A 24,640-nucleotide genomic window follows, 5' to 3' on the forward strand; every position below is an offset into this window, starting at 1 on the left:
TGTTCATGCAGTCGCCTGGGCGTGGGTCGGATAGTCCGAATAGCCAGGCGAGCCTTTCGTATAAAGTGTCTTGCGGTCGAAGCCGGCCAGCGGCAGGCCGGCGCGCAGGCGCTCGACCAGGTCGGGGTTGCCGATAAAGTGGCGGGCAAACGACACCGCGGCGCCCTGCCCGGCTTCTATTGCCGCAGCGGCCGAAGGCCCGTCGAAACCGTCATTGAGGATCAGCCCGCTGCTGCTATGGCTGCGAGCCATGGCAAAGGCATCCAGTGCGGCCAGCGGCGAGCGCATGATGTGCAGGTACGCCAGGCCAAGCGGCTCGACCTGCGCGCACAAGGCTTGTGCTGTGGCGGCCGGGTCTGCGTCACTGATGTCGTTGTAAGGGTTACCAGGGCACAGGCGGAACCCCACACGCCCCGAGCCGATTGCCGCTGCCATCGCGGCCAGCACCTGGGCTGGAAAACGCACGCGGTTGGCTACCGCGCCACCATACGCATCACTGCGCTGGTTGCTGCCCGACGCCATGAACTGCATCGGCAGGTAACCACTGGTGCAATGCAGCTCGACCCCTTCGAACCCGGCTTCGCGGGCGTTCAGGGCCGCGCGCCGGTATTGCTCGATCACGCGCTCAATGTCCTCCAGGCTCAACGCCAGAGGCTCATCGGTATCGACCAGGCCAACCCCGTCGCAGAACACCTGGGTGCGGGCACGTATCGCCGATGGGGCGACGGTCCGTGCCCCGGCCGGTTTGTTTTGCCAACTGGCGGCGCGGCCCACGTGCATCAACTGCAACACCATGCGCCCGCCGGCATTCCTCACCGCACGGGTGATCTGGCGCCAACCCTCGATCTGCGCGCTGTCGTAGATGGCCGGCGTGCGGCAATAGCCCAGCCCGTCGGCGGACGGTGCAGTGCCTTCGGCAATGATCAGCCCGGCACTGGCGCGCTGGCGGTAGTAGTCGACCATTTCAGCCGTCGGCACCGCCTGTGCGGTGGCGCGGCTGCGGGTCATCGGCGCCATGACAATGCGGTTACTCAGCTCCAGCTCGCCCAGGCGCACGGGCTCAAACAAAATGCTCATCGCGATTCCTCAGCGCACACGAATCTTCGGTGCCGCAGCACCGCGTCGCAGGGTGGCTAGAAAGTGTTCCAGGGGCGCGGCCGGGGCGACATCGGGCAGTTGGTCCTTGTCCGGGCGCTGCGCCCAGAACTCGGCCCACGACGGGAACAGGTCGTGGAAGCTGCCGGCATAGGGTTCACGCCCTGGCCAGCGCATCTTTCGCTCGCCGATCGGCGGCTTGTTGAGGTCGCTGGCGTACCAGTAGCACGGCAGGCGGCGACGGAAGTACCAGCGGCCATCGATGCGCTGGTAGTCATCCCAATAAAGCATTTGCATGGTCACCCACTCGGGGCCGGTCTCATGCTCGTTCTTGGAATACACCACGCCAACGGCATTGTCGGCGTCAAGCAGTTCGATGATGTGCTGGCCCAGGTGATGCGAGGTGCCGCTGAACTGATCGCGCAAAGTGGCATCGACCCACGCTTTCAGATGCGCACGGCCGGTCTTGTCGCGGCCGACGCGGATGTCTTCGGCAAACAGATTGACGTGGGCATCGAGGTCGCGCATGTCCAGCGACAGCGAGTACTTGGCCGCCAATTGACGAATTTCCTCAATCGACTCAAGCCGGTCGATGCGTGCCAACAACGTGTTCGGTTCCATGCTCATCACTCCAGCACCGTGTAGAGTTCCGAGCTGCGCCCGCCATCCACCGGCACACACGCGCCGGTGATATAGGACGCTTCGTCGCTGGCCAGGAACAGAATCGCGTTGGCTACCTCCTGCGCCTGGCCGATACGGCGCAGCGGGATCAGTTTCTCGGTGTTGCCACGGGCCTTGGCGTCGGCCAGCATGCCCGCGGTTGCCGGGGTTTCGATGACGCCCGGGACCACCACGTTGCAGCGAATCCTGTTGGCCGCCCCTTCGCTGGCTGCAGCGCGGCTGAAGTTGATCACTGCGGCCTTGGCTGCCGAGTAGCCGGCCATCCAGGGCGTACCGAACAACCCGCAGATCGAGGCGATGTTGACGATGGCGCCGCCTTGGGCTTTCATCAGCGCCATGGCCGTGCGCGTGCCCCAGAACGTGCCGTCCACGGTGGTGCGGAAGTTGGCGTGCCAGTCACCCGTGCTGGTGCTGTCGATGGCACCCCAGGTGTAGGCCATGGCGTTGTTGACCAGGATGTCCAGGCGGCCATGCTGCTGCGCTGCGGCCTCGATTGCGCTGACGAAGGCGTGCTCGTCGCTGACATCGGCGACCTGCCAATGGGCCATGCCACCCGCTTCGCGAATGGCGCTGGCCACAGCGTCCAATGGCGCCTGATTACGCCCGCAGAGCACCACGGTGGCGCCCTCCTGGGCAAAACGTCGGGCGGTGGCGGCACCAATCCCGGAGCTGGCACCGGTAATGAAGGCGATCTTGCCTTGAAGTCGTGTGCTCATTGCCTGCTCCCGGTTCAAATGAAGGCCATGCCGCCGTTGACGGCGAGGTTCTGACCGGTAATGAAGCTGGCGTCGGAACTGGCCAGAAACACGGCGGCGCGGGCGATCTCATCGACCTCACCCATACGGCCCAGGGGGATTGCCTTGAGCATGCCTTGCAGCCACTCATCGGGGATGTCGGCCATCATCGGGGTGTTGGTCGGGCCGGGCACCAGGGTGTTGACGCGGATGCCGCTGGCGGCCAGCTCCCGCGCCATGCTGCGGGTCAGCCCCATGACGCCGGCTTTGGCTGCGCAGTAATGGCTTGGGCCTTCGCCAGTCATCGCAGCGGTGCTGGAGATATTGATCACCACACCCTGAATGGCGTGCTTTTGCATCAGCCGCACCGCTTCACGGCTGCACAGGAAGGTGCCCGTGAGGTTGACCCCAATGACCCGCTGCCAATGCGCGTCCGGGGTGTCGACAAAGGTGTCGACTGAACCGACACCGGCGTTATTCACCAGGATGTCGAGGGCACCGAACCGGGCTTCCAGCCTGTGCATCGCCGCCGCCACCGAGTCGCTGTCGGCGACGTTGCACGCCAGCGCCAAGGCGTGCTCACCGAGCCCTTCGATCGTCTGCTCGGCAGCCTGCAGGTTGATGTCGGCCGCCACCACCCGTGCGCCGGCCTCTGCAAAGCGCTGGGCAATCGCCCGCCCCATGCCTTGCCCGGCACCCGTGATCAGGGCCACTTTGTTCGCTAACTTCATCGTTGATCTCCCGCAAGCCTTGGCTTCCCCGATCAGCTGCACACGCGCTGGATGATCGAGCACGGGACAAATCATTAACCCTGTACAAAACCGCAACATCGTCCGATAAGACTACGCAGCCGCGCTTGCCCTATGTGCCGTCAGCAAGTGGTCTGAATGGACGATGTGCCCGAGCGTGATCGGCGCCACGCTCCTGCTCACTAGAACAAAACCGGGAGCACCCGTCGTGAACTCTTCCAACCGCGTCACCTGGCGTAGCCACTACGCACTGTTCGTGCTGGCCGTGATTTACATCTTCAACTACATCGACCGGCAGTTGATGGCGATCCTGATCGAGCCGGTCAAGGCTGAGTTCGGCATTTCCGACACGGGCATCGGCCTGCTTTCAGGGGTGACATTTGCGGTGTTCTATACCCTGTTCGGCTTCCCTTTGGGCCGGCTTTCCGACCGTATCGGGCCGAAACCGGTGATTGCCGCCTGCTGCATTGCCTGGAGTGTGATGACCATGGCCTGCGGCCTGGCCACCAGCTTCTGGCTGCTGGTGTTGGCGCGGATCGGCGTAGCCGTTGGTGAAGCGGGCGGCACGGCGCCTTCGGTGGCGATGATTTCGCAGCTTTACCCAGCAAAAAATCGCTCCACTGCGTTGTCCATCCTGATGCTCGGCTCAAGCTTCGGCGCCATATTCGGCCTCGGTTTCGGTGGCTGGATCGCCCAGCATTACGGCTGGCGCTCGGCGTTCCTGATCATTGGCGTACCGGGCATCCTGCTGGGGCTGCTGCTGTGGCTTACGGTCCGTGCGCCGAAAATTGCCAGCGAAGTGCAGACAAAGGTCCAGGTCGCCCAGGAAGGCTGGGCAAAGACCGTGGCCAAGCTGATGGAGACCCCATCGTTCCTTTGGCTGGTGCTGACCGGCGCATCCAGCGCCATCGCCGGCTATGCGATTGGCACCTGGAGCCCGAGTTTCCTGATCCGCTCCCACGGTTTGAACCTGCAGGATGCAGGCTTTCTGGTCGGCGTGGTGGGCGGCAGCGGTGCCACCTTCGGCACCTTGGCCTGCGGCATCATTTCCGACCGCATGGCCCGCCGTGATGCCGGCTGGCAGATCGGCGTACCGCTGCTTGCCACCCTGGTCAGTATCCCGTTCGCGTTGGCGTACTTCCTCTGGCCAACCGGCATTCTGTTCCACCTGGGTAGCACCCCGGTACCGACCGCGTTTCTCTTCTATGCAGGTTTTGCCTTCTTTGGTACCTGGTGGGCGACCCCTTGCCTGGGCGCCGTCACGCATTTGTTCCCGGCAGCGCGCCTGGCCCAGGCAACTTCAATCTTTGTCATGGCCATGACCCTACTGGGTGTCGGCGTCGGCCCGCTGCTGATCGGGGTACTCAGCGATCTGTTTACCCCGGCCCTCGGCACCGAGGCACTGCGCTATGCGCTGGCCGCCTCCATTTCGATGCTGATGCTCTCGACCGTATTCCTGGGCATGGCCCTGCCCCGCTACCGCGCCCAACTGCAGCGATCGGCTGCACCGACTGCCACCCCTGAAAATGCCGTAACTGCCTGATCAATGGAGATTCGAAGATGTCAGAACAAGACCTACCGTTGCCTATCGGCCACTTCGTCACCCTCGACAACGGCCTGCGCCTGCATTACCTCGACGAAGGCAGCGGCCCTGTCGTGGTGTGGTTGCATGGCAGTGGCCCGGGCGCCAGTGGCTACAGCAATTTCAAGGGCAACTACCCAGACTTCGTCGCGGCCGGCTTTCGTAACCTGGTGATCGACCTGCCCGGCTTCGGCCGTTCGGACAAGCCCGACAACGTCCAGTACAACCTGGATTTCTTCGTCAACGCCGTGTCCGGCTTGCTCAAGGCCCTTGAAGTGCATCGTTGTACCCTGCTCGGCAATTCCCTGGGTGGTGCCATCGCCATTGGCCTGGGGCTGGCCGAACCGCAAATGCTCGACAAGCTGATCCTGATGGCCCCGGGCGGTGTCGAAGAGCGCGAAACCTACTTCAAGAAGATCGGTATTCAGCGCATGGTCGAGCTGTTCAATGCCGGCCCGCTCGACATCGACAAAATGCGCCAGATCATGAGCCTGCAGCTGTTCGATGCCTCGCAACTGCCCGACAGCCTGCTGGCCGAACGCGTTGCCGTGGCCAAATACCAGCCGCACTGCCTGTTCTCGACCATGATGGTGCCGAACATGACCGAGCGCCTCGAGGAGCTGTGCGTACCGATTCTGGGGTTCTGGGGCACCAACGACAACTTCAACCCGGTCGGTGGCGCGATGAAAGTGCTCGACAACGCCCCTGACGCCCGCTTTATTCTGCTCAATCGCTGTGGACATTGGGTTCAGGTGGAGCACCGTGAGTTGTTCAACCGTTCCTGCCTCGAGTTCCTGCGCCAAGCCTAGTCGTCGTACGCAACGTACCTTGCGACAGCAGCAACCTGGCCGCTGTCGTATCGACTGGCTTCCACCAAGGGCTGACATAACAATGACAAAACTCTCCCACTTGCTTGCGCCTGGCCGCATCGGCCCCCTTCAACTGCGTAATCGCATCATCATGGCGCCCATGGGCTCCAACTTCGCCGAAGCCGACGGGCACTGTGGCGAACGTATCCAGGCCTACTACGAAGCACGTGCCGAAGGCGGTGCCGGGCTGTTGATCATGGGCGTGTGCGCCGTCGCCTTCCCCGCCGGTACCGCCGAGCCTTACCAGGTCGGTGTCTCTTCTGATGAATTCATCCCGGGCCTTGCCCAACTGGCTGGACGCGTGCACAGGCACGGCGCAAAGATCGCCATGCAGCTGCAGCACGCCGGCAAGAACGCCATACGGGACATGGCTGCGGGCCGGCCGCTGTGGGTGCCGTCGTTGCCCCCGGCCAGTACCTCCGACATGATGCAGGCCTTGACCCCGGAAGAACTCGCCTCCTTTGTCAGCGCCGTACGCGGTCGCAAAGGCGGCATCGAGATGCGGGTGATGGACCACTACGACATCGCACAGATGGTCGAATGGTTCGCAGCCGCTGCCGAGCGTGCACAGCGCGCCGGGTTCGACGGTGTGGAAATCCATGCCGCGCACAACTACATCATCGCCGGCTTTCTATCGCCGTATTACAACCGGCGTGAAGATGCATACGGTGGCGCAGTGGAAAACCGTGCGCGCTTGCTGCTTGAGGTCCTGGCGGCCATACGCGCGCGGGTTGGCACCGGCTTTGGCGTCTGGCTGCGGCTGGATGCCGAAGAACTGCTCACCCCCGGGGGCATCACCCTCGACGACGCCAAGGCGGTTGCTCGCCTGGCTGAGGGCGCTGGCGCCGATGCAGTCAGTGTCTCGGCCTACGCCATGACCAGTAGCGGCGTGGCCTTTACCGAAGCGCCGCTGGTGCAAAAGCCCGGGGCTTTTCTCGAATGGACAGCGGCCCTCAAGCAATGCGTGAGCATTCCGGTGATTGCAGTCGGGCGTATCGAACCAGAAACCGGCGACGCCGCGATTGCCGCCGGCCAGTGTGATTTCATCGCCATGGGCCGCAAGTTGCTGGCCGACCCACAATTGCCCAACAAACTGCAGGCCGGTGAGCTGCAGGCCATTCGACCGTGCATTTACTGCTATGTGTGCGTGAGCCAGATCTTTATCAACGAGCGGGTCAAATGCGCGGTCAACCCGCAAACCGGGCATGAAAGCGAGCGCATCATCACGCCGGTTGCAGCCCCGCAACATGTTGCGGTGATCGGCGGTGGCCCGGCAGGCCTGGAAGCCGCTCGCGTGGCGGCATTGCGTGGCCATCGCGTGACGCTGCTGGAGCGCAGTGACCGCCTGGGCGGCACCCTGTTCTTTGCTGCCCTCGCCTACCCCGAAAACGGACGCCTGCTCGACAACCTGCTGTACCAGGTGCGGCAACTGCCCATCGATGTACGCATGGGCAGTACGGTGGATGCAGCCTTGCTGCGCGACCTGGGCGTCGATCAAGTGATTGTGGCCACCGGCGCACAGCGCGCCGCACCGGGCATCCCAGGCGCCGAGCAGGATCATGTCTGGAGTGGTGATGAACTGCGCCGGCTGATGACCGGCGACCGTGCCGAAGAGATCGCCCGGCGCAAGCTGTCGCTGACGCAACGCACCCTGATGAAGGCCGGCAACCTGATCGGCGTCACCGACAGCACCGATGCCATGCAAAAGCTGTCACGCGTGTGGATGCCCTTGGGCAAACGCGTGATCATTGTCGGCGGTGGGCTGGTGGGGCTGGAACTGGCGGAGTTCCTGATGGCGCGTGGGCGTCAGGTGTGTGTGCTGGAAAGCAGCGGCCACCTGGGCCGGGAACTGGCGATTGTGCGGCGTTGGCGGGTGCTGCATGGTATCCGGGTGCACGGTGGGCAGCTGCTGACCGGGGTGAGCGTTACCGCCATCGACGGTAACCGCGTGCGCTATCAGACAGCCGAAGGTGAAGCTGCCGAGGTGCGCGGGGACTCCGTGGTGCTGGCCAGTGGTGCGACGCCTGATACCCGCCTGAGCGATGCACTGGGCAGTGCCGGGTTGAAGGTGGTGAGCATTGGTGACTGTCAGAGCCTGGGTTATATCGAAGGCGCCATCGCCGCCGGCAATCGCGCTGGGCGAGAAGCCTGAAGCCAAAAAAACCCCAGGTTCTACCTGGGGTTTTTTTGGCTTTGTCGTTACCGCCCCATCGCCCTAGCCGCATCAGCGGTGTACATGTCCGGGGTGAATTTGGCTTCGTTGAGAATCGGCCCTTTCTTCGATTCGTTGGTCATGGCGTAGCCGGTGTACTGGCCCGAGTTAAGGTCCATGAAGAACTGCGAACCGGCCTGCCAGGCGCTCATGTCCGGGTGGTAGTAGTAATTGATCATCGCGTGCTTCCACAAGGCACCACGGCTGTCATAGTTGTCCGCAACCACTGCGTTCCAGGTGTCTTCGTCAATAAACAGCACACGCTTGCCGTACACATGGCGGTAGCCTTCTTTCAACTTGGCCTCAAGCACCCACACACGGCGCAGCTCGTAGCGCATGTAGTCGGGGTTGGGGTGGTTGGGGGTAAGCATGTCGGCGTACTTGATGTCACCGGTATTGGGTTTGAAGGCGTTGGCCGGCACGTAGACTTCGCGCTTGCCGATCAGCGTCCAGTTGAAGCGCTCGGGCGAACCGTTGTAAAGACGGTCTTCGTCAACCGTCATCGTGCCGTTGGTGCCGATCATTGGTTGATCGTACCCGTAGCCAGGCAGTTGCCGCACACGCCGGGTGGACGGGCTGTAGCTCCAGGCCTGGCGGGGGTTGGCGAGGAAGTTATAGGGCTCTTGCGAAATACTCACCACACCGTTGTCGCGCACCGGCTTCAAGGTGGTGTTCCAGCTCATGGCCTGTATCTGGCCTTCGGTTTTTGGCTCGACGGTCGGTGAGTTCGCTTGCGAGAGGTTGCGCGCATAGGCGCGGCCCCAGCCGATGCTGCCGTTTGGCAACACCGAAGCCAGGTCGCTGACCTTTTCTTCGGTGTAGGCCCGTGCCGGCAACTGGTGGTTCCACAGCAGCTCCATGCCGTTTTTCGGAATCGGGAACGGGACTTGGCCAATCCCCTCGATGCCCATGCCGTCGTCGACCAGCTTGGCGCTCAAGGCGTTCTTCATCGCCCGCTCGCAGACGTAGTCCGGGTAACGGAAGTCCCGATGGCCCGGGTAGATATTCATTTTGTAGGTGGTGGGATAGCGCTTGAGCAGGGCCTTCTGGCCTTCGGTCAAATGGCTCTCGTACTGGCCCATGTTCTGCGCGGTGATCACCAGGATGGGCTTTTCGTTGGCGTAAGGGTCGACCGGTTGATCGCCAGAGAACTTCACATGGTTCCAGCCCGGCACTTCGCCAAGGTACTTGCCGGTGTAGGGCGGAATGGTGCCCTCGGCATTACCGGCTTTCTCGGCACCGACACAGGTCAGTTCCTTGCCGAGTTTGGCAGCCTCTTCAGGCGACACTTGCGCAAGTGCGTTGCCTTGCAGGCCGACATTGGCGGCCACTGCAGCTACGAACATCACGCCTTTTGTTGTTATTTTCATCGGTTGACTCCTTCGCAGACCAGGACTACTGGGGTACCTCCATTGTTCCTGATCTGCGGGGGAGTACATCGTCCGGAAAGACTAATCAGTCAGGCGCCGACCAATGATTCCTTCAGTTGCGCCTTGATCAGCTTGCCCGACGCATTACGCGGCAGCGGATCGCGGCGCAGGTGTACCTCGGCTGGCACCTTGTAGGCTGCCAGGCGCTGGCCGATAAAGGCACACACTTGCTCCGGGGTAGGCGCTGGCTGCAGTTCGCTGCGCAATACCAGGGCCAGGCGCTCGCCCAGTTCCTCATCGTCCAGGGCAAAGGCGGCCGCCTCGGTCACGCCAGGCATTTCGCAGATACACGACTCCACTTCACTGGCGGATATCTTCTCGCCCGCCCGGTTGATCAGGTCCTTGGCACGGTCAGTGATGTACAGAAAGCCCTCGTCGTCCAGATGGCCGATATCACCGGTGTCCAGCCAACCGTCGCGCAAGGTCTCGGCACTGGCTTCAGGCAGCCGCCAGTAAGCGTTCATCAGGGTCGGCGAACGTAGCCAGATCAAACCGCTGCGCCCCGCCGGTAGCGGTGAAGACGGGTCCGGCCCAATGCATACATCCACGATCGGCAGCGGCCAGCCCACCGAGTCGGGTTTGTAGACGAACTGATCGCCGCCCACTGCGGCACCGATGCCGTTGCTTTCGGTCAAGCCATAGCCACTGCCACCAATTGCATGGGGCTTGCGCTTGCTGATATGCGCCAGCAGCCGACTGGAGGCCACCGCCCCGCCCAGGCCGAGGCCGTACAGGCTGTCGCTGTCGGTGCTGGCAAACCGCGGCGAGCCAAGCAATTGCTGCATCATTACCGGTGCGCCATTGAACTGGGTGCAGCGCTCGTCGCGAATCAGGTCGAACGCTTTGTCCACGTCCCATTTGTACATCAGCAACAAGCGCCTGCCGCTGCGCAGCCCCAGCAAAAACTGCGCGTGCAGGCCACTGACATGGAACAGCGGCACCGCCATCAGGTTGGTCGGTGCCAAGCCACTGGCGATCACCGCCTGGATCCGCTCGGGCGAACTCACGGCGCAGAACGCCGACTGGAACTCCAGTGCTGCCAGCGCCTGGCAAATGGCCCGATGGCTGGACAGCACGCCCTTGGCCCGGCTTGTGGTGCCAGAGGTATAGAGGATAAGCGCCGGGTCAGCCGGATTGATCTCGATGGCCGGCAGCGCCAGCAGCGGCCCCTGGATCAGCTCTTCGAAACGCTGGCAGTTGGCCGCTAATGCTTGCCCCGCCGGCACGCCAACCACAATGCTGACCAGCCGCTGTGCGAGCAGGTCGCTGGTCAGCAGTTGCAGGCGTTGTTCGTCACAGACCAGCACCTGCGCACCGCTGTCTTGCAGGCCATGGAACAATTCGTCACGCAGGCCCCAGCTGTTCAACGGCACGCACACCGCGCCACAACGCTGCACCGCCACGAAGGCCACCAGCCAGGCCGGCTGATTGCGCATGGCAATGGCCACTCGATCACCCTGCTTTACCCCAAAGCGCTGCGCCAGTTGCGCAGCCAGGCAGTCGACCTGATCGAAAAAGCCGGCGAACGTCAGACGTTGCTGCTCCCACACCAGGAACTCACGCTCACCGTGTGCACGGCCTGCATCGATGGCTTCGAGCAAGTTTGCAGGTGCATGGCGAAAATACCGCAGGCCGTCGTTGGGCGAAGACACCACCTCGAACGGCGAACCAGGGCCAATCAATTGCTGCCAGGCGTTGCGCCACTGTTCCAGCTTCATGTTCTCAGTTCTCCAAAGACGCAAAAGCGGCGTAACGCGCGCACTGGAAATCACTGTCACCCAGGCACGCCTGGGCCACGCGAACCCGCTTGAGGTAAAGGCCAACGTCCAGTTCATCGGTGACACCGATGCCACCGTGCATCTGCACCGCCTCATTACTGACCTGGGCGGCCACCTCGCCGGCCTTCCATTTGCCCAGGCTCACCAGTCGCCCGCGCTCGGCCGCGCTCAATGCGCTGTCATCTAGCGCGGCCAATGCTGCCATTACCGCGCTGCGGGCCAGCTGCAACTCCACATGCAAGCGCGCGGCCCGATGCTGCAGGGCCTGGAACGACCCGATGGGCACATCGAACTGCACGCGGGTCTTGAGGTACTCCAGGGTCATGGCGAACAGTTGCTCGGCAGCGCCGAGCAACTCAGCGGCCAGGCAAGCACGTCCCCGGTCCAGCGCCTCGTCCAGCACCGACCAAGCCCCACCGACCGTACCGAGCAAAGCTTCGCTGGCCACTTGCACGGCATTCAGACGCAGCCGCGCGCAATTGCGCGAGTCGATCAGCGTCAATGCGCTGACCTGCAAGCCCGGTGTGTTCGCCGGGATCAGGAATACACTGATGCCCTGCTTCTCACCCGCGCGGCCACTGGTGCGCGCCGCTACCAGGTAGGCATCGGCGCCCAGGCCATCGATGACGAAGAATTTCTCGCCATCCAGACGATAACCACCAGCCTCGGCCGTCGCCGTCAGTGCCGTATGCTCAGGGGCATGGCGCGGCTTTTCATCCAGTGCCAGGGCCACGCGCCGCTCGCCACTGATCACCGCCGTCAGCCACTGGTCCTGTTGCGCCGCGCCGCCAGCCAGATGGATCAGCGAGCCACCGAGTACCACACTGGACAACAAGGGTGAAGCCGAGAGGTTTCTGCCCATGGCCTCGAAAATCGGCCCCAGGCCCATGCAGCCGAATTCAAGCCCGCCCAACGCCTCGGGAAATGGAATGCCACTCCAGCCCAGGCCCACGGCTTCTTGCCACAGCTGCGGGTCATACCCTGGCACGCTTGCCTCATCGCGCAGACGCCGCTGTGCCGCCACCGGGCTGCGCGCCGCGAGGAATTCGCGGGCGCTGTCGGCCAACAGGCGTTGCTCTTCGCTATACACCAGACTCATGTTCAAACTCCCCTCAAGCACTGGGCAGGTTCAAGACCCGCTTGGCGATGACATTCAACTGCACCTCCGACGAACCGCCGGAAATGGTCAGGGCATAGCTGTTGAGCCAGCCTCGGGTAATCGCCAGTTCCTGGCCACTGAACGGCTCGCCTTCAACGCCCAGCGCGCGGTAGCCAAGGGCATCGAGGAGAATCTCGAACTTGTCGCGTTCCTGCTCGGTATGCACCAGTTTCATGATGGCCATGATCGCGCTGATATCCAGGCCAGCCCGGGCCTCCTCGCCCATGCGCTGCACGGTGAGGTTGTAGGCATGTTCATTCATCGCGCAGCCCTGGGCCCGAGCACGCAGGGCCTGGTCGGCAGGCGCCTGGCTGTCGGGCAGGTAGCGTTCGATCAACGGCAACAGGTGAAAGTGCGTGGGCAGGCTGAACTCGCCGAACTTGGACATGGCCTTGCGCTCGTGCTGCAGCAGGCTCTTGCCCAGGTTCCAGCCTCCGTTGAGCGGCCCGATCAACTGGCTTTGCGGAACACGCACGTTATCGAAGAACACTTGGCAAAAAGCCGATTTGCCGCTGATCAGGTCAATCGGTGAAACACTCACCCCAGGGCTTTTCATGTCGAGCACGATCAGGCTGATCCCCTGATGCTTGGGCGCCTTCGGATCAGTGCGCACCAGGGCGTACATCCAGTCGGACTTGTCGCCATAGGAGGTCCAGATCTTGGTGCCGTTGATCACGAAGTCATCGCCATCGGCCACCGCCGAGGTTTTCAGGCTGGCAAGGTCGGAACCGGCATTGGGCTCGGAGAAGCCCTGGCACCAGCGCACTTCGCCGCGACACATCGGTGGCAGCAGCGCCTGCTTCTGCGCTTCGCTACCGAACTCCAGCAGCACCGGGCCGAGCATCCAGATGCCCAGGTTGATCTGCGCCGGCCGACACTTTAGCCGGCGCAGCTCGCTTTCCAGCACCGCGTTGTACTCGGCGCTCAACCCGCCACCGCCGTATTCGCTGGGCCATTGCGGGCAGAACCAGCCTTTGTCACGCATACGCTCGAACCAGAGCCGGGCGTCTTCGCTGGGAAAGTCTACTTGACGGCCACCCCAGACGATTTCGCCGTCGGGGGTGGCCGTGCGCAGCGATGGCGGGCAATTGGCCTCCAGCCATTGGCGCGTCGCTTGCCTGAACTGCTCGATTGCGCTCATTCGTTCACCTGAAAGGGACGTTATTGTTATTCGCTTGAAGGGTACAACGGTGACTCAGCGTTGCGTGCGCGGCATGCCCAGGCCGAACTGGGCAATCAACTCGCGCTGGATTTCATTGGTACCACCGCCGAAGGTCAGGTTAACCGAGGCGCGCACTTCATACTCCAGCTCGCCGAGCAGATAAGCCGCCGCAGAGCCCGCCCGCGTCAAGCCGCTGGCACCGACGATGGCCGACAGCTTGCGCAGGATCTCGATCGCCGATTCCGAGCCGTAGACCTTGGTGGTCGAGGCCAGCGCGACATCGACGCGGTCCCGCTCAAGGTCGGCGGCAATACGGAAGTTGATCAGGCGCATGGCTTCGAGCCGGGCATAACACTCGGCCAGATCGCGGCGCACCCAGGCGTGGTCGGTAGCACGCTGGCCTTGCTCATCGGCACAACGTGCCCACAGGTACACCCGGCTGAACAGGCTGACGACCTTGTCCGACCAGGCACCCAGGCCCAGGCGCTCGTGGTTGAGCTGTGCGGTGATGAGTTTCCAGCCACCGTGCAGTTCGCCCACCAGCATATCCCTCGGCACCCGCACGTTATCGTAATACGTGGCGGCCGTGGGGTTGCCGGAGGTTGGAATCAGCGTACTGGAGAAGCCTTCGGCCTGGGTATCGAGAATCAGGATCGAGATGCCCTTGTGCCGTGCCTGCTCAGGATCAGTACGTGCCGCCAGCCAGATGTAGTCCGCCGAGTCGGCGCCCGAGGTCCACAGTTTGCTGCCGTTGACCAAAAAGCCGTCGGCGTCTTCGCGCGCGGTGGTTTTCAGCACGGCCAGGTCGCTGCCGGCACTGGCTTCGGAATAGCCGATGGCAAAGTTGATCTCGCCGGCGGCGATACCGGGCAGGAATTTTTCTTTTTGCAGCGCCGAGCCGTGGGCCATGAGGGCCGGGCCAACGGTGCTGATGGTCACGAACGGCAGCGGTGCGCCAGCGATGTTGGCTTCTTCGAAGAAGATCAATTGCTCAGTGGCCGCGTAACCCTGGCCGCCATAGGCCTTCGGCCAGCCAACCGCCAGCCAGCCGTCACGGCCGATCTGGGCGATGGTGCGGCGAAACAGCTCGCCGCCTTCGGTGCCGCGCATCTGCTGGCGAAGCTCGGGGGTCATCAGGTTCTGGAAATAGTCCCGGACCTTCAGCCTCAGGGCATGCTGTTCGGGGGTGAGATCGACGAACATGGGACGCTCCTTATACCGCGCCGAGAATCAGGCCGCTGGTGGGCACGCCGGTTCCGGCGGTCACCAACACGTTTTCGACACTGTCCACCTGGTTGGCCGCCGTACCCCGAACCTGCCGCACGGCTTCGGCGATGCCGTTCATGCCGTGGATGTAGGCTTCGCCCAACTGCCCGCCGTGGGTATTGATTGGCAGTTTGCCGCCACGGGCGTGGTGCCCGGCACGGATGAATTCCTTGGCCTCACCGCGCCTTGCAAAGCCGAATTCTTCCAGTTGCGGCAGTACGAATGGCGTGAAGTGGTCGTAGATCACGGCAGTCTGCAACGCCTCCGGGCCCAGGCCCGACTGGCTGTAAAGCTCTTTGGCGACCACACCCATTTCCGGCAGCCCGGTAATGTCGTCGCGGTAGTAGGAGGTCATCACTTGTTGCCCGGCGCTGATGCCCTGGGAGCCGGCCTTGATGATCACAGGCTTTTGCTTGAGGTCTCTGGCCCGCTCGGCCGAGGTGATCACCATGGCCACCGCGCCATCGGACTCCTGGCAACAGTCCAGCAGGTGCAACGGCTCGCAGATCCAGCGCGAGGCCTGGTGTTCTTCAAGGGTGATGGGCTTGCCGTAGAAAAATGCCTGGGGGTTGGTGGCGGCAAAATCGCGCACTGCCACCGCCACCCGGCCAAAGTCCTCGGAGGTAGCACCGTAGGTGTGCATGTAGCGCTGGGCAAACATGCCGACCCAGGCCGCCGGGGTGTGAAAGCCGTGCGGCATGTACCAGCCGTAGTTCACGTTCTCGAAGGTCGGCGTCGAGGCAAAGCCATAGCTGCCGGTACCGAAGCGGTACCAGGAGCGTTCGTTCATCGCCCGATAGACCACCACCACCTTGGCCACCCCGGTGGCCACCGCCATCGCCGCATGCATCACCGGCCCGCAGGCGGCGCCGCCACCGTGGGGCACCTGGGAGAAGAACTTGACGTCTTTGCAGCCCAGCAGGCGGGCAATTTCGTACTCCGGTACCTTATCGACCGAATAGGAACTGAAACCCTCCACTTCGCCAGGGTCAATTCCGGCGTCCTCGAGCGCTGCCAGGGTCGCTTCCATGGCCAGGCGCAGTTCGGTGCGCCCGGAATTCTTGGAAAACTCGGTCGCGCCCAGCCCTGCAATGGCGGCGCGCCCGGAAATCGACGAATTCGTCATCTGTGTTGTCTCCCGCGGATCAAGGCAGAACCAGCGCGACCGTGCCGGTCACGTGATTGCCCATGGAGTTTTTGCCCTTGAGGGTCACTTCCAGGCTGCGCGTAGCGGCATCCTGATGGGTCACTTCACCGCTGAAGGTCATGCTGTCGCCGGGGTAATTTGGCGCGCCCAGTTTTATTTTCAGCGTACGGAACTGCACCTGCGGGCCGCTCCACTGCTCGATGAAGCGTTGCACCAGGCCGTTGGTGGTCAGGATGTTCATGAAGATATGAGGCGAACCCAGCTCGCGCGCCGCGTCCAGGTCATGGTGACCGGGAAAGTAGTCGCGGGTGGCTATCGCCCCACCGGCAATCAGGCCAACCGTGATCGGGATCGTCAGCTCGGGCAGTTGCTCCCCAGGGCGCACGTCTTCAAAGCGCTTGGTGTTCATCGAGGTCATATTTCCATCCCAAGGTAGTGTTATCGCTCAACCAGTCGCCCAGACGCTCCAGGATCATCGACGACCCTCCCAATGCGCAGCTCAGGGCGCGGCTCCAGTAGAGAAAGCGATGGATCGGGTACGTCAGGTCGACGCCGATGCCACCATGCACATGCTGTGCGGTGTGGCCAATGCGGTGCCCGGCCTCGCACGCCAGGTACGCGGTGGCCAAGGCTTGCGAAGGGGCCGGCAGACCGGCGTCGAGGCGGTAGCACAATTGCCACAGGGCACTGCGCAACACCTCCAGGTGCACATGGGTGTCAGCCATGCTCATTTGCACGGCCTGGAAACTGCCGATGCAGCGGCCGAACTGTTGACGCTCACTGACGTAGGCCACGGTGCGGTGCACCTGCTCGGCGCTGACGCCCAGCTGCAAGGCCGCCAGGGAGGCAATTGCGCGCGGTGCCAGCCAATCCAGGGCGGCGGCGGGCAGCACTTGCTGATTGCTCAGGGTGACGCCGCGCAAGTCCAGGTCGGCAATGGCTTCGCCGTGGGTCATGACCCCCGCTACGCGGCTGATGCCCGACTGGCTCAGGTCCACCAGGACCAGCCGTGGCTGCCCCATCACCCGGGCCAGTACCAGCGCTGCCACCGACTGCTCGGCCAAGGCGAGTGCCGCAACCCGGCCATCGAGGCGCCACCCGCCCTCTTCGGCGCTGGCCTCGAGCTCGATGCCGCGCACCGTGTTCAGGCCATCGAGGCTCAGGGTCAGCAAGCCTGAGCCCGCCACAGCCTGTTCCACCCATGGTGCCAGGGCCTTGTCGCCGAACTCGGCGAGGGTGGTCGCGGCCAATTGGTGACGCCACAACGGCACTTGCGCCAGGGCACCGCCCTGGGCATCGAGGATCTGCACCAGCTCGGTCATGCCCAGCCCGCTGCCACCAGCAGCTTCGGGGATAGCCAGGGCATGCAGGCCGGTTTGTACGCAGCTGTGCCACAGGTCTTGCATATAGGCTTGCCCGCAGAGGTCCCAGTCACGCAGGCGCTCGTCGGTGCAGTAGTCGCTCATCAGGCTGCCCGCCATTTCGGCAATGGCACGCTGCTCTTCGCTGAGTTCAAAATCCATGGTGCCCCCCTACTGTGCCGATGGACGGAACATCGGCAGCGCCAGGTCGTCGTCGAAGGTCTGAAACTCGACCTCCACACGCTGGCCAATGCTGATGTCTTCACGTTTGACGCCAACCAGGCCGGCGATCAGGCGTACTCCCTCATCCAGTTCGATCAGACCGATCGGGTTGGGATGATCGAACGGTGCCACCTGCGGGTAGTGCATCACTACGAAGGAGTACAGCCGGCCCTTGCCGCTGGCCTGCTGGGTATCCCAGTCGAAGCAATGGCACTCGATGCACACCGGTGCCGGCGGATGGCGCAATGTGCGGCACTGCGTACAGCGCTGGATCAACAGCTTGCCTTCCTTGCAGCCGTCCCAGAAAAACCGCGTGTCGTCGCTGACGCCGGGCGCCGGACGCTTCGCCTGCGCCGGCTCGGCCACGGCCTGGGGCTGCGCCTGGACCTTGTGCGCGTTGGCCGGGCGGAACTTGAACACCCGGAACAACAGCTCGCCGACTTTTTCGTCGCCCGTGGCCTGCTGCGAGAAGTAGCTCATGACCAGGGTGACAAAAAAGCCAGTGCCAAGGCCGGTGGTCTTTTCCTCGCCGACCGAGTCCAGGCGCGTGGTGTAGTAGAGCTTTTCGCCCAGGCGCAGGTTGCGCTCGAAGGTCAGCTCAGAGTTCACCGCTACCACCGACGGGTAGCCATAGCTTTCGATCACACCGAGCACTTCATAGGGGTTTTCGGTGGTCGAGCCTGGTGCGTAGTTATTGATGTGAAAGCCTTCCATGCACCAGATCTGCAGCATGGGTGGCGGCGCAATGATGCCGTCATTGCTGCTGTTGGCAGCTGCCACAGGGTCGGTGTAGAGCGGGTTTTCAAGGCCGATGACTTCGCACCACTGGCGAATCATTGGCGCGTTGACCTCGTCCCAGGCGTTTACACGGCCGTATTGGCGCCCAACCAGGGCGCGCACTTTGGATAGCAATTCTGGATCAGCCAAGTTCGTCTCCTGCGTGTTCAAAGCGGCGCCCGCAACGCAACGCCGACGTGGGTCGATCAGTGCGGGGTAGCCTGCGCCGCACCGAGATAAGCCGGGCGTTCACCACCGCCATGCAGCAACAGGTTGCAACCGCTGGCGTAAGTGGCCAGCGGTGAAGCGATATAGAGGCAGGCGTTGCCGATGTCCTCGGGCACCGCCATGCGCCCGGCCGGGATGCCGGCGCTGACCGCAGCGATACCTAGCTCGTCGCCATAGTGCAGATGGGCAAGCTCGGTGCGCACCAGGCCTGGGCTTATCGCCACCACCCGCACCTTTGGCGCCCACTCCGCTGCCAGCGACTGCACCAGGGCCAACACGCCGGCCTTGGCCGCGCCGTACGCTGCCGTGCCTGGCGAGGCACGCAGGCCGCTGATGCTGCCAATAAACACGATGCAACCGCCGTCGGCCTGGGCCTGCATCAGCAGGTTGGCTTGCTGGGCGACATTGAGCGGCGCAATCAGGTTGAGGCGGATAATCCCCTCATGAAAACGCGGCGAGGCGCTAGCGGCGTCGGCCGAGGGGCTGCCACCGGCGTTGTTGACCAGCACATCGAGGCGGCCGTAGTTGCTGCGGATGCTGTCAAACAGGCCTTGCAAGGAGGCCTGGTCGCGCACATCGGCGGCAATGAAGTCCGCCTGGCCCTGAGCAACGCTCGGCAATTGCTCGGGCAGGTTGCGCCCACACACGATCACCTTGGCCCCGGCAGCCAGAAAGCTGCGGGCAATGCCAGCGCCAATGCCTTTGGTTCCGCCGGTGACCAGTACCACCTTGCCGTTGTAATCCAGCCCCGAGTGACCACTCATGGCACGCTCCTCATGCTTGTGTTGAGGGCCACTCTAGGGGCAAAACTGCTCGGCCACGTCGTCTGAACGGACGATGAAGCGTGGCGTGGCGCTGGCAACAATCCGCGCAATGGCGCCCGCTCTGCGGTGCCTACTGCCAGAGGTTGATCATGTCCGATTCACTTACCGCGCCGGTGCTGCTGGAGTACCCGGCCCCAGGGGTTGCCCTGGTGCGGCTCAACCGCCCGCACGCCACCAATGCCCTGAGCCTGGAGCTGCAGGCACTGCTGTCGCACTACTTCATTGAGCTGGGGAGCAATGCTGATGTGCGCTGCATTCTGCTGACCGGTGGCGACAAGGTGTTCGCCGCCGGGGGCGATATCAACAGCCTGGCCGGGGTGGGCCCGATTGATATCTATCAGCGCCACACCGAGCGGGTCTGGGCGCCGATCCAGCACTGCCCCAAACCTGTGATCGCGGCGGTATGCGGTTATGCCTATGGCGGTGGCTGCGAGCTGGCGATGCTCGCCGATATCATTGTTGCCGGGCAGAGTGCACGCTTCTGCCAGCCGGAGATCAAGATCGGGATCATGCCCGGGATTGGCGGCACCCAGCGTTTGGTAAGGGCGGTCGGCAAGGCCAAGGCGATGCGAATGGCGCTGACCGGTCAGCCGATCACGGCTGAGGAGGCCTGGATTTCAGGGCTGGTCAGTGAGGTGGTGGCCGATGATCAGGTGCTCGCTCACGGCTTGAAGTTGGCGCAGGTGGTTGCGGCAATGCCGCCGTTGGCTGCCGAGCAGATCAAGGAAGTGATTCTTGCGGGGATGGATGCGCCCCTGGAAGCGGGTTTGGCCCTGGAGCGCAAGGCCAATGCGTTGTTGTTTGCCTCACGTGACCAGAAGGAAGGCATGCAGGCGTTCATTGATAAGCGGCCTGCCCGCTTTGAAGGCCATTGATAGAGGTGCCGGCCCAGCGCCAATGAACGCTCCAGGGGCCCTACGCTGAACTTCGGGCCCCCTCGCTGCTGCGGTGCTACACGATATCACTGCAGTTCAATGAGGGCCTCATCACGAGGCCCGCCCGCCCTCAGCCTGCAGAACCGCCTGACGCAGCTCTGGTTTGACCACCTTGTTCGAGGCATTCACCGGCAATGATTCAAAGAAGTGAACCTGTCGCGGCACTTTGTAGTTGGCCATCCGCTCTCTGGCCCAGGCGATCAGAGACGGCTCATCCAGCTGCTGGCCTGCACGCAATACCACGCAGGCACACCCCACCTCCCCCATGCGCTCATCCGCAACCCCGATCACCGCTACCTGCGCGATGGCCGGATGCTCGATCAAACCAGCCTCTATCTCTGCCGGATAGCAATTGAAGCCACCGACAATGAACATATCCTTGAGGCGGTCGGTAATCTGCAGGTTGCCATGCACATCCAGATTGCCAATATCGCCCGTGTGTAGCCAACCCTCGGCATCAATGGCCTGCGCCGTCGCTTGCGGGTCATTGAAATAACCCCGCATCACATGAAAACCGCGCAGGCAGATTTCCCCCGACACGCCCGTGGCGACCGGTTGGTTATCTGCCGAACGAATGCACACCTCGGTGCCATCGATGGCCCGGCCACTGGTGCCGGCAACAATGTCGGCGGGGTCATCCGGGTTGCAGATGGTCGCCAGGCCGCCACACTCGGTCAGGCCATAGGCGGTGGTCACCACATCTACCCCCAGCTCGCGACGCATGCGCTCGATCAACACCGGCGGGATCGTCGAGGAACCGGTCACAGCGATGCGCAAGCTGGACAAATCAGTCTGGGCCAGGCGCGGGTGGGCCAGCATCGACAAGTACAGCGTGGGTGGCCCTGGCAGCACGCTGATGCGCTCCGCGGCGATACGCTGGAATACAGCTTCGGCATCGAACACCGCATGCGGCAGGATAGTCGCGCCAGCCAGCAGGCAGGTCAGCCATCCGGCCTTGTAGCCAAAGGCATGAAAAAACGGGTTGATGATCAGGTAACGATCACCCGGCTGCAGGCCAATGACCCGCACATATTCGTGGTACGCCCGCAGGTTCTGCCCATGGGCACTCATCACACCCTTGGGTTTGCCGGTGGTGCCGGAGGTAAACAGCAAGTCGGACAAGTCCCGCGGGCCAACCGCCACCGCACGCTGGCGGGCTTGCAGCTCACTGACAGACTCGCCCCTGGCGAGAAAACCGGCCCAATCCAGGTCGCTGGCCAACTGCGGCGGCTGTGTACCGAACACCACCAGTTGTTCAAGGCTGGCCGGACGTAGCGGCGCCAGCATGGCCGGGTAGTCCAGCCCCAGAAATACCCCTTGCGTCAACAGCACCCGCGCCTGGCTGCGCGCCAGGATATCGGCCGCCTCGGCGCCTTTCATGCGGGTATTGATCGGCACCAGCACAGCCCCTGCGCAATGCACGCCCAAGGCGGCGACCACCCAGTCGCGGCAATTGGGTGCCCAGATCGCCACGCGGTCGCCCGCCTCGATCCCCAGAGCCATCAGGCTGCGGCAGACACCCAGCGCCAACCCCGGCAAATCCCGGTAATCAGTGACACTGCCGTCTTCCTCGATCGCTGCCCGACCGGCAAAGCGTTCGGCACTGGCGAACAACAAGGCAGGAATCGATAAAGGCAACAAGTTCCAGGCATGGACGCTGCCCGGTAATGCTGAACATGCAGTCATAGTGACAAACTCGCCATCGGGTTATTCGGGAAAGAGCACCCGCAGGTGCTCGCTGCGGGCCAGGGACTGGCAAGCCAGTGTCCAGCCCTGGTCTATCTCCTGCTGGTCAAGGGCATCGTTGCGCAACATCTGCACCTCACCCCGTTCAACCGTGCACATGCAGGTGGCACAGGAGCCGACCAGACAAGAACTTGGCGGGTTCAGGCCGGCCCGGCGCATGGCGTTGAGCAGGGTTTCGCCTTCGGCGCAGGGCACCTCGAACTCTTCACCGTCCAGGCGCACCGAAAGCTGGCTGCTCGGGTGGCGGGTATCGACGGCAGCCGGTACTGCGACTTCGCCCTCTTCGGGCAGCGAGACAAACCGCTCGACATGGACCTGCGCACTCGGCATGCCTAACGCCTGCAAGGCAGCGACGGCAGCATCCATGAACGGTCCAGGACCGCAGATGAACGCCTCGGCACTGACGAACGGGCGCGCCAGCTCGGCCAACTGGCTCACCGACGCAATGCCCTGCACCGAGTCGAGCCAGTGGATCACTTGCAGGCGCTGTGGGTGCGCGCTGGCCAGGGCCTTGAGCGAGTCACGGAATATCACCGACGCTTCGTCCCGGTTGGCGTAGATCAGCAGAATGCGCCCAGTGCCCGCCAACAGCGCCGAGCGCAGGATGGACAGCACCGGGGTGATGCCACTGCCGCCGCCGAACAGCAGCAGATCGGTGTCCAGCTGACGCGGCACAAACACCCCGGCCGGCGCCAGCACCTGCAAGGTATCGCCCGCCTGCACGGCGTCACAGAGCCAGTTCGACGCGCGTCCGTCGCGCACCCGTTTGATCGTGACCCGCAATGGCTCATCGAGCAGTGGCGTGCTCGACAGAGAGTAACAGCGCGGCAACCAACCCCCCTGGTGAGGCACACGCAGGGTCAGAAACTGCCCAGGTCGATAGCGCAAGCGCTCGGCAAGCGCTTCTGGCAGCTCGAACTCCAGGGAGCGGCTGTCGGCGGTCTCTTCAATCACGCGGGTTACACGTACTGACAGGTAATCCAGGCTCATATCAATTGCTCGCTGGGTTCGATTTCGACGTCAGCCGTGGCCGCGGTCAACGACCTCCCGGCACGTCGCCCGGAAAACACACAATCGGCCAGCGACAGGCCGCTGACGTACAAGTGGCAAGGAATGCCGATGGCGGTACGGCCGGCGGCGTACAAACCGGGTATCGGCAGGCCTTGAGGGCCCAGCACCGCGCCGCTGTCTTCATTGACCTTGAGGCCGCCGAGGGTCAACGCCCCGAGGGGGAACAGCGGGTTGCTGACAGAAATGTCACAGGCATAGTAAGGGCCCTGATCGAGTACCTGACGGCTGCTTTGCGACTTGCCGAAGGCATCCTCGGCGTCCCCCCGGGCGGCTGCGTTGTAGGCGTGCAATGCGCTGCGCAATACATCAGCACGCATGCCCGTGGCCTGGGCCAACTGCTCGATGCTCTGGCCCTTGCGCACACCGCGCAGCATCAGCAGCAATGCCGGCAAGCTCTGGAACCACCAGTAACCGTCGAACAGCGCTTGCTTGATCGATTGCTTTCGCAAGCGTGCGTCCAGCACCAGCCAGGCCTTGCCGCCCTGCTCTTCACACAGGGGCTGGCCCAGGGTGGCGCCGTATACTTCTTCGTTGACGAAGCGCTGCCCGAGGGTGTTGACCACAATGCCCTTGGGCCAGCACAACGGTGGGTTGATAAACCGCCAGGCCGACACCCGATGCAATCGGTCGCTGACCCCACCGACACTCACGCCCAGGCGTACGCCACTGCCATCGCAGCCAGTCGCGCCGACTTTGAAGTTGCGGCGAAACTTGGGGGCATGCTCGCTGACCATCTCGCGGTTGAAGATGAAGCCACCGGTGCTCAGCACTACACCACGCCGGGCGCGCACCAGCCGCGGCCGGGCAAAGTCGAGTTCCAGCTGGCGCACGCGTTTGCGCAAGGTATCGCAGTAGCGTGGGGCAAAGTTCTGCAGCCGTTCGGCACGCGCAGCCAACTTGGCATGTAACCGCGCCTGGGCACTTCCGGCCGGCAGGCACCACAGTTCCACGCCGACAACCCTGCCCGTGTGATCGCTCACCAGACGCCGCGCAGCGGATTGAACTTGCGGCCGCACACCGTTGCGCAGGCAAGCAGCCTTCAGGTGCGCGTACAGCACCGCGCCACATTGGCCCTTGCCTACCGTGCGATGACCACGCGGGGCAGGCGGCAACTCGCTACGGTGCGACGGCACCAGCTCATTGCCGGAGTAATACAGAAACTGGCCATCGGCTGGATACGAGGTTTTGCCGCCGGGCGGCATACTGTGGGCATAAGGCACGCCATGGCCCTCGAGCCAGGCCAGGTTGGTGGCACTGTCCTGGCAAAAACGCCGCAACGTAGTATCGGCGACGACACCCTGGGTTTCGTGCTTGAGATAGGCGAACATCGCCTCGGGCGTGTCGCTAAAGCCTGCGGCCTGCTGCTGGCGGGTGCCACCGCCGGCATACACTACGCCACCGCTCTTGGCGCTGGCGCCGCCGCCGGTGAAACGGTCGGCGACCAGCACGTCAGCGCCCTGGGCGCGTGCCTCAAGGGCAGCGCAGGCGCCGGCTGCCCCCCAGCCGATCACCAGCACATCACAGTGGTCATCCCAGAGCATGGCGTCGGCATCAGCCACCTGCAACGCCGGCTGGATATCGGTACATGTCGATTTGACAGCGGCTGGCATGG

Annotated in this window: 21 protein-coding genes; 4 read left to right on the forward strand and 17 right to left on the reverse strand. The window is 63.4% G+C overall.

All coding sequences use genetic code 11. From position 1 onward, the window contains the following. Positions 1-3: 3 nt before the first annotated feature. The 4 genes from WF331_RS21625 to WF331_RS21640 are packed head-to-tail and all read right to left on the reverse strand — an operon-like array spanning position 4 to position 3,241. Positions 4-1,077 carry an alkene reductase gene (locus WF331_RS21625; protein ID WP_340623272.1) on the reverse strand — a complete coding sequence of 358 codons (1,074 nt, stop codon included), beginning with the start codon at positions 1,075-1,077 and terminating at the stop codon, positions 4-6. A 9-nt stretch (positions 1,078-1,086) separates the two neighbouring features. Beyond that, on the reverse strand, positions 1,087-1,716 hold the full coding sequence (locus WF331_RS21630) for a nuclear transport factor 2 family protein (RefSeq protein WP_016499772.1): 630 nt from the start codon (positions 1,714-1,716) through the stop codon (positions 1,087-1,089). Between the two features lie 5 nt (positions 1,717-1,721). Continuing rightward, entirely contained in the window at positions 1,722-2,492 is a 771-nt protein-coding gene (locus WF331_RS21635; RefSeq protein WP_340623273.1) for an SDR family NAD(P)-dependent oxidoreductase, read from the reverse strand. Positions 2,493-2,506: 14 nt separating this feature from the next. Continuing rightward, a complete protein-coding gene (locus tag WF331_RS21640) occupies positions 2,507-3,241 on the reverse strand; it encodes an SDR family NAD(P)-dependent oxidoreductase (protein ID WP_016499774.1) in 735 nt (244 codons plus the stop codon). Positions 3,242-3,467: 226 nt separating this feature from the next. On the opposite strand from WF331_RS21640, the gene WF331_RS21645 reads away from it, so the two are divergent. The 3 genes from WF331_RS21645 to WF331_RS21655 all read left to right on the forward strand — a co-directional run bounded on the left by WF331_RS21645 (position 3,468) and on the right by WF331_RS21655 (position 7,862). After that, positions 3,468-4,802 carry a spinster family MFS transporter gene (locus WF331_RS21645; RefSeq protein ID WP_016499775.1) on the forward strand — a complete coding sequence of 445 codons (1,335 nt, stop codon included), beginning with the start codon at positions 3,468-3,470 and terminating at the stop codon, positions 4,800-4,802. A 17-nt stretch (positions 4,803-4,819) separates the two neighbouring features. Next, entirely contained in the window at positions 4,820-5,650 is an 831-nt protein-coding gene (locus WF331_RS21650) for an alpha/beta fold hydrolase (protein ID WP_284362404.1), read from the forward strand. Positions 5,651-5,732: 82 nt separating this feature from the next. Continuing rightward, complete coding sequence (locus WF331_RS21655) at positions 5,733-7,862, forward strand: oxidoreductase (protein WP_340623274.1); 2,130 nt, start codon at positions 5,733-5,735, stop codon at positions 7,860-7,862. Between the two features lie 47 nt (positions 7,863-7,909). Here the strand turns inward: WF331_RS21655 and WF331_RS21660 are convergent, their stop codons facing one another. The 10 genes from WF331_RS21660 to WF331_RS21705 form a co-directional block, all read right to left on the reverse strand. Then, positions 7,910-9,292 carry a DUF1329 domain-containing protein gene (locus WF331_RS21660; protein ID WP_016499778.1) on the reverse strand — a complete coding sequence of 461 codons (1,383 nt, stop codon included), beginning with the start codon at positions 9,290-9,292 and terminating at the stop codon, positions 7,910-7,912. Positions 9,293-9,381: 89 nt separating this feature from the next. Continuing rightward, on the reverse strand, positions 9,382-11,070 hold the full coding sequence (locus tag WF331_RS21665) for a class I adenylate-forming enzyme family protein (RefSeq protein ID WP_229609293.1): 1,689 nt from the start codon (positions 11,068-11,070) through the stop codon (positions 9,382-9,384). A gap of 4 nt (positions 11,071-11,074) precedes the next feature. Then, positions 11,075-12,229, reverse strand: a complete 1,155-nt coding sequence (locus WF331_RS21670) for an acyl-CoA dehydrogenase family protein (protein ID WP_284362413.1) — start codon at positions 12,227-12,229, stop codon at positions 11,075-11,077. 13 nt (positions 12,230-12,242) lie between these two features. Next, positions 12,243-13,430, reverse strand: a complete 1,188-nt coding sequence (locus tag WF331_RS21675; RefSeq protein ID WP_284362415.1) for an acyl-CoA dehydrogenase family protein — start codon at positions 13,428-13,430, stop codon at positions 12,243-12,245. Positions 13,431-13,484: 54 nt separating this feature from the next. After that, positions 13,485-14,654: an acyl-CoA dehydrogenase family protein gene (locus WF331_RS21680; protein WP_016486829.1), complete on the reverse strand. Its 1,170-nt coding sequence runs from the start codon at positions 14,652-14,654 to the stop codon at positions 13,485-13,487. A gap of 10 nt (positions 14,655-14,664) precedes the next feature. Next, entirely contained in the window at positions 14,665-15,843 is a 1,179-nt protein-coding gene (locus tag WF331_RS21685) for a lipid-transfer protein (protein WP_174369584.1), read from the reverse strand. 19 nt (positions 15,844-15,862) lie between these two features. Continuing rightward, positions 15,863-16,282, reverse strand: a complete 420-nt coding sequence (locus WF331_RS21690) for a MaoC family dehydratase (RefSeq protein ID WP_016499783.1) — start codon at positions 16,280-16,282, stop codon at positions 15,863-15,865. Beyond that, complete coding sequence (locus WF331_RS21695; protein WP_049276217.1) at positions 16,254-17,387, reverse strand: acyl-CoA dehydrogenase family protein; 1,134 nt, start codon at positions 17,385-17,387, stop codon at positions 16,254-16,256. The genes WF331_RS21690 and WF331_RS21695 overlap by 29 nt, the downstream gene beginning before the upstream one ends. Positions 17,388-17,396: 9 nt before the next feature. Beyond that, on the reverse strand, positions 17,397-18,374 hold the full coding sequence (locus WF331_RS21700; RefSeq protein ID WP_340623275.1) for a bifunctional MaoC family dehydratase N-terminal/OB-fold nucleic acid binding domain-containing protein: 978 nt from the start codon (positions 18,372-18,374) through the stop codon (positions 17,397-17,399). Between the two features lie 56 nt (positions 18,375-18,430). Continuing rightward, positions 18,431-19,216, reverse strand: a complete 786-nt coding sequence (locus tag WF331_RS21705; RefSeq protein ID WP_241800493.1) for an SDR family oxidoreductase — start codon at positions 19,214-19,216, stop codon at positions 18,431-18,433. Between the two features lie 149 nt (positions 19,217-19,365). Here WF331_RS21705 and WF331_RS21710 point away from each other — a divergent pair, with 149 nt between their 5' ends. Beyond that, positions 19,366-20,151, forward strand: a complete 786-nt coding sequence (locus tag WF331_RS21710) for an enoyl-CoA hydratase (protein WP_016499787.1) — start codon at positions 19,366-19,368, stop codon at positions 20,149-20,151. A gap of 111 nt (positions 20,152-20,262) precedes the next feature. On the opposite strand, the gene WF331_RS21715 is transcribed toward WF331_RS21710, so the two are convergent. From WF331_RS21715 to WF331_RS21725, 3 genes are read right to left on the reverse strand one after another with little or no spacing between them, the layout of a single operon-like run. After that, a complete protein-coding gene (locus tag WF331_RS21715) occupies positions 20,263-21,897 on the reverse strand; it encodes a FadD3 family acyl-CoA ligase (protein WP_049824892.1) in 1,635 nt (544 codons plus the stop codon). A 21-nt stretch (positions 21,898-21,918) separates the two neighbouring features. Continuing rightward, positions 21,919-22,947 carry a ferredoxin--NADP reductase gene (locus WF331_RS21720; protein ID WP_049276220.1) on the reverse strand — a complete coding sequence of 343 codons (1,029 nt, stop codon included), beginning with the start codon at positions 22,945-22,947 and terminating at the stop codon, positions 21,919-21,921. Next, positions 22,944-24,638, reverse strand: coding sequence for an FAD-binding protein (locus tag WF331_RS21725; RefSeq protein ID WP_084966918.1), 1,695 nt, complete (start codon positions 24,636-24,638; stop codon positions 22,944-22,946). The genes WF331_RS21720 and WF331_RS21725 overlap by 4 nt, the downstream gene beginning before the upstream one ends. Between the last annotated feature and the right edge of the window lie 2 nt (positions 24,639-24,640).

This window comes from Pseudomonas sp. YNh (assembly GCF_037993085.1).
GTDB lineage: Bacteria > Pseudomonadota > Gammaproteobacteria > Pseudomonadales > Pseudomonadaceae > Aquipseudomonas > Aquipseudomonas putida.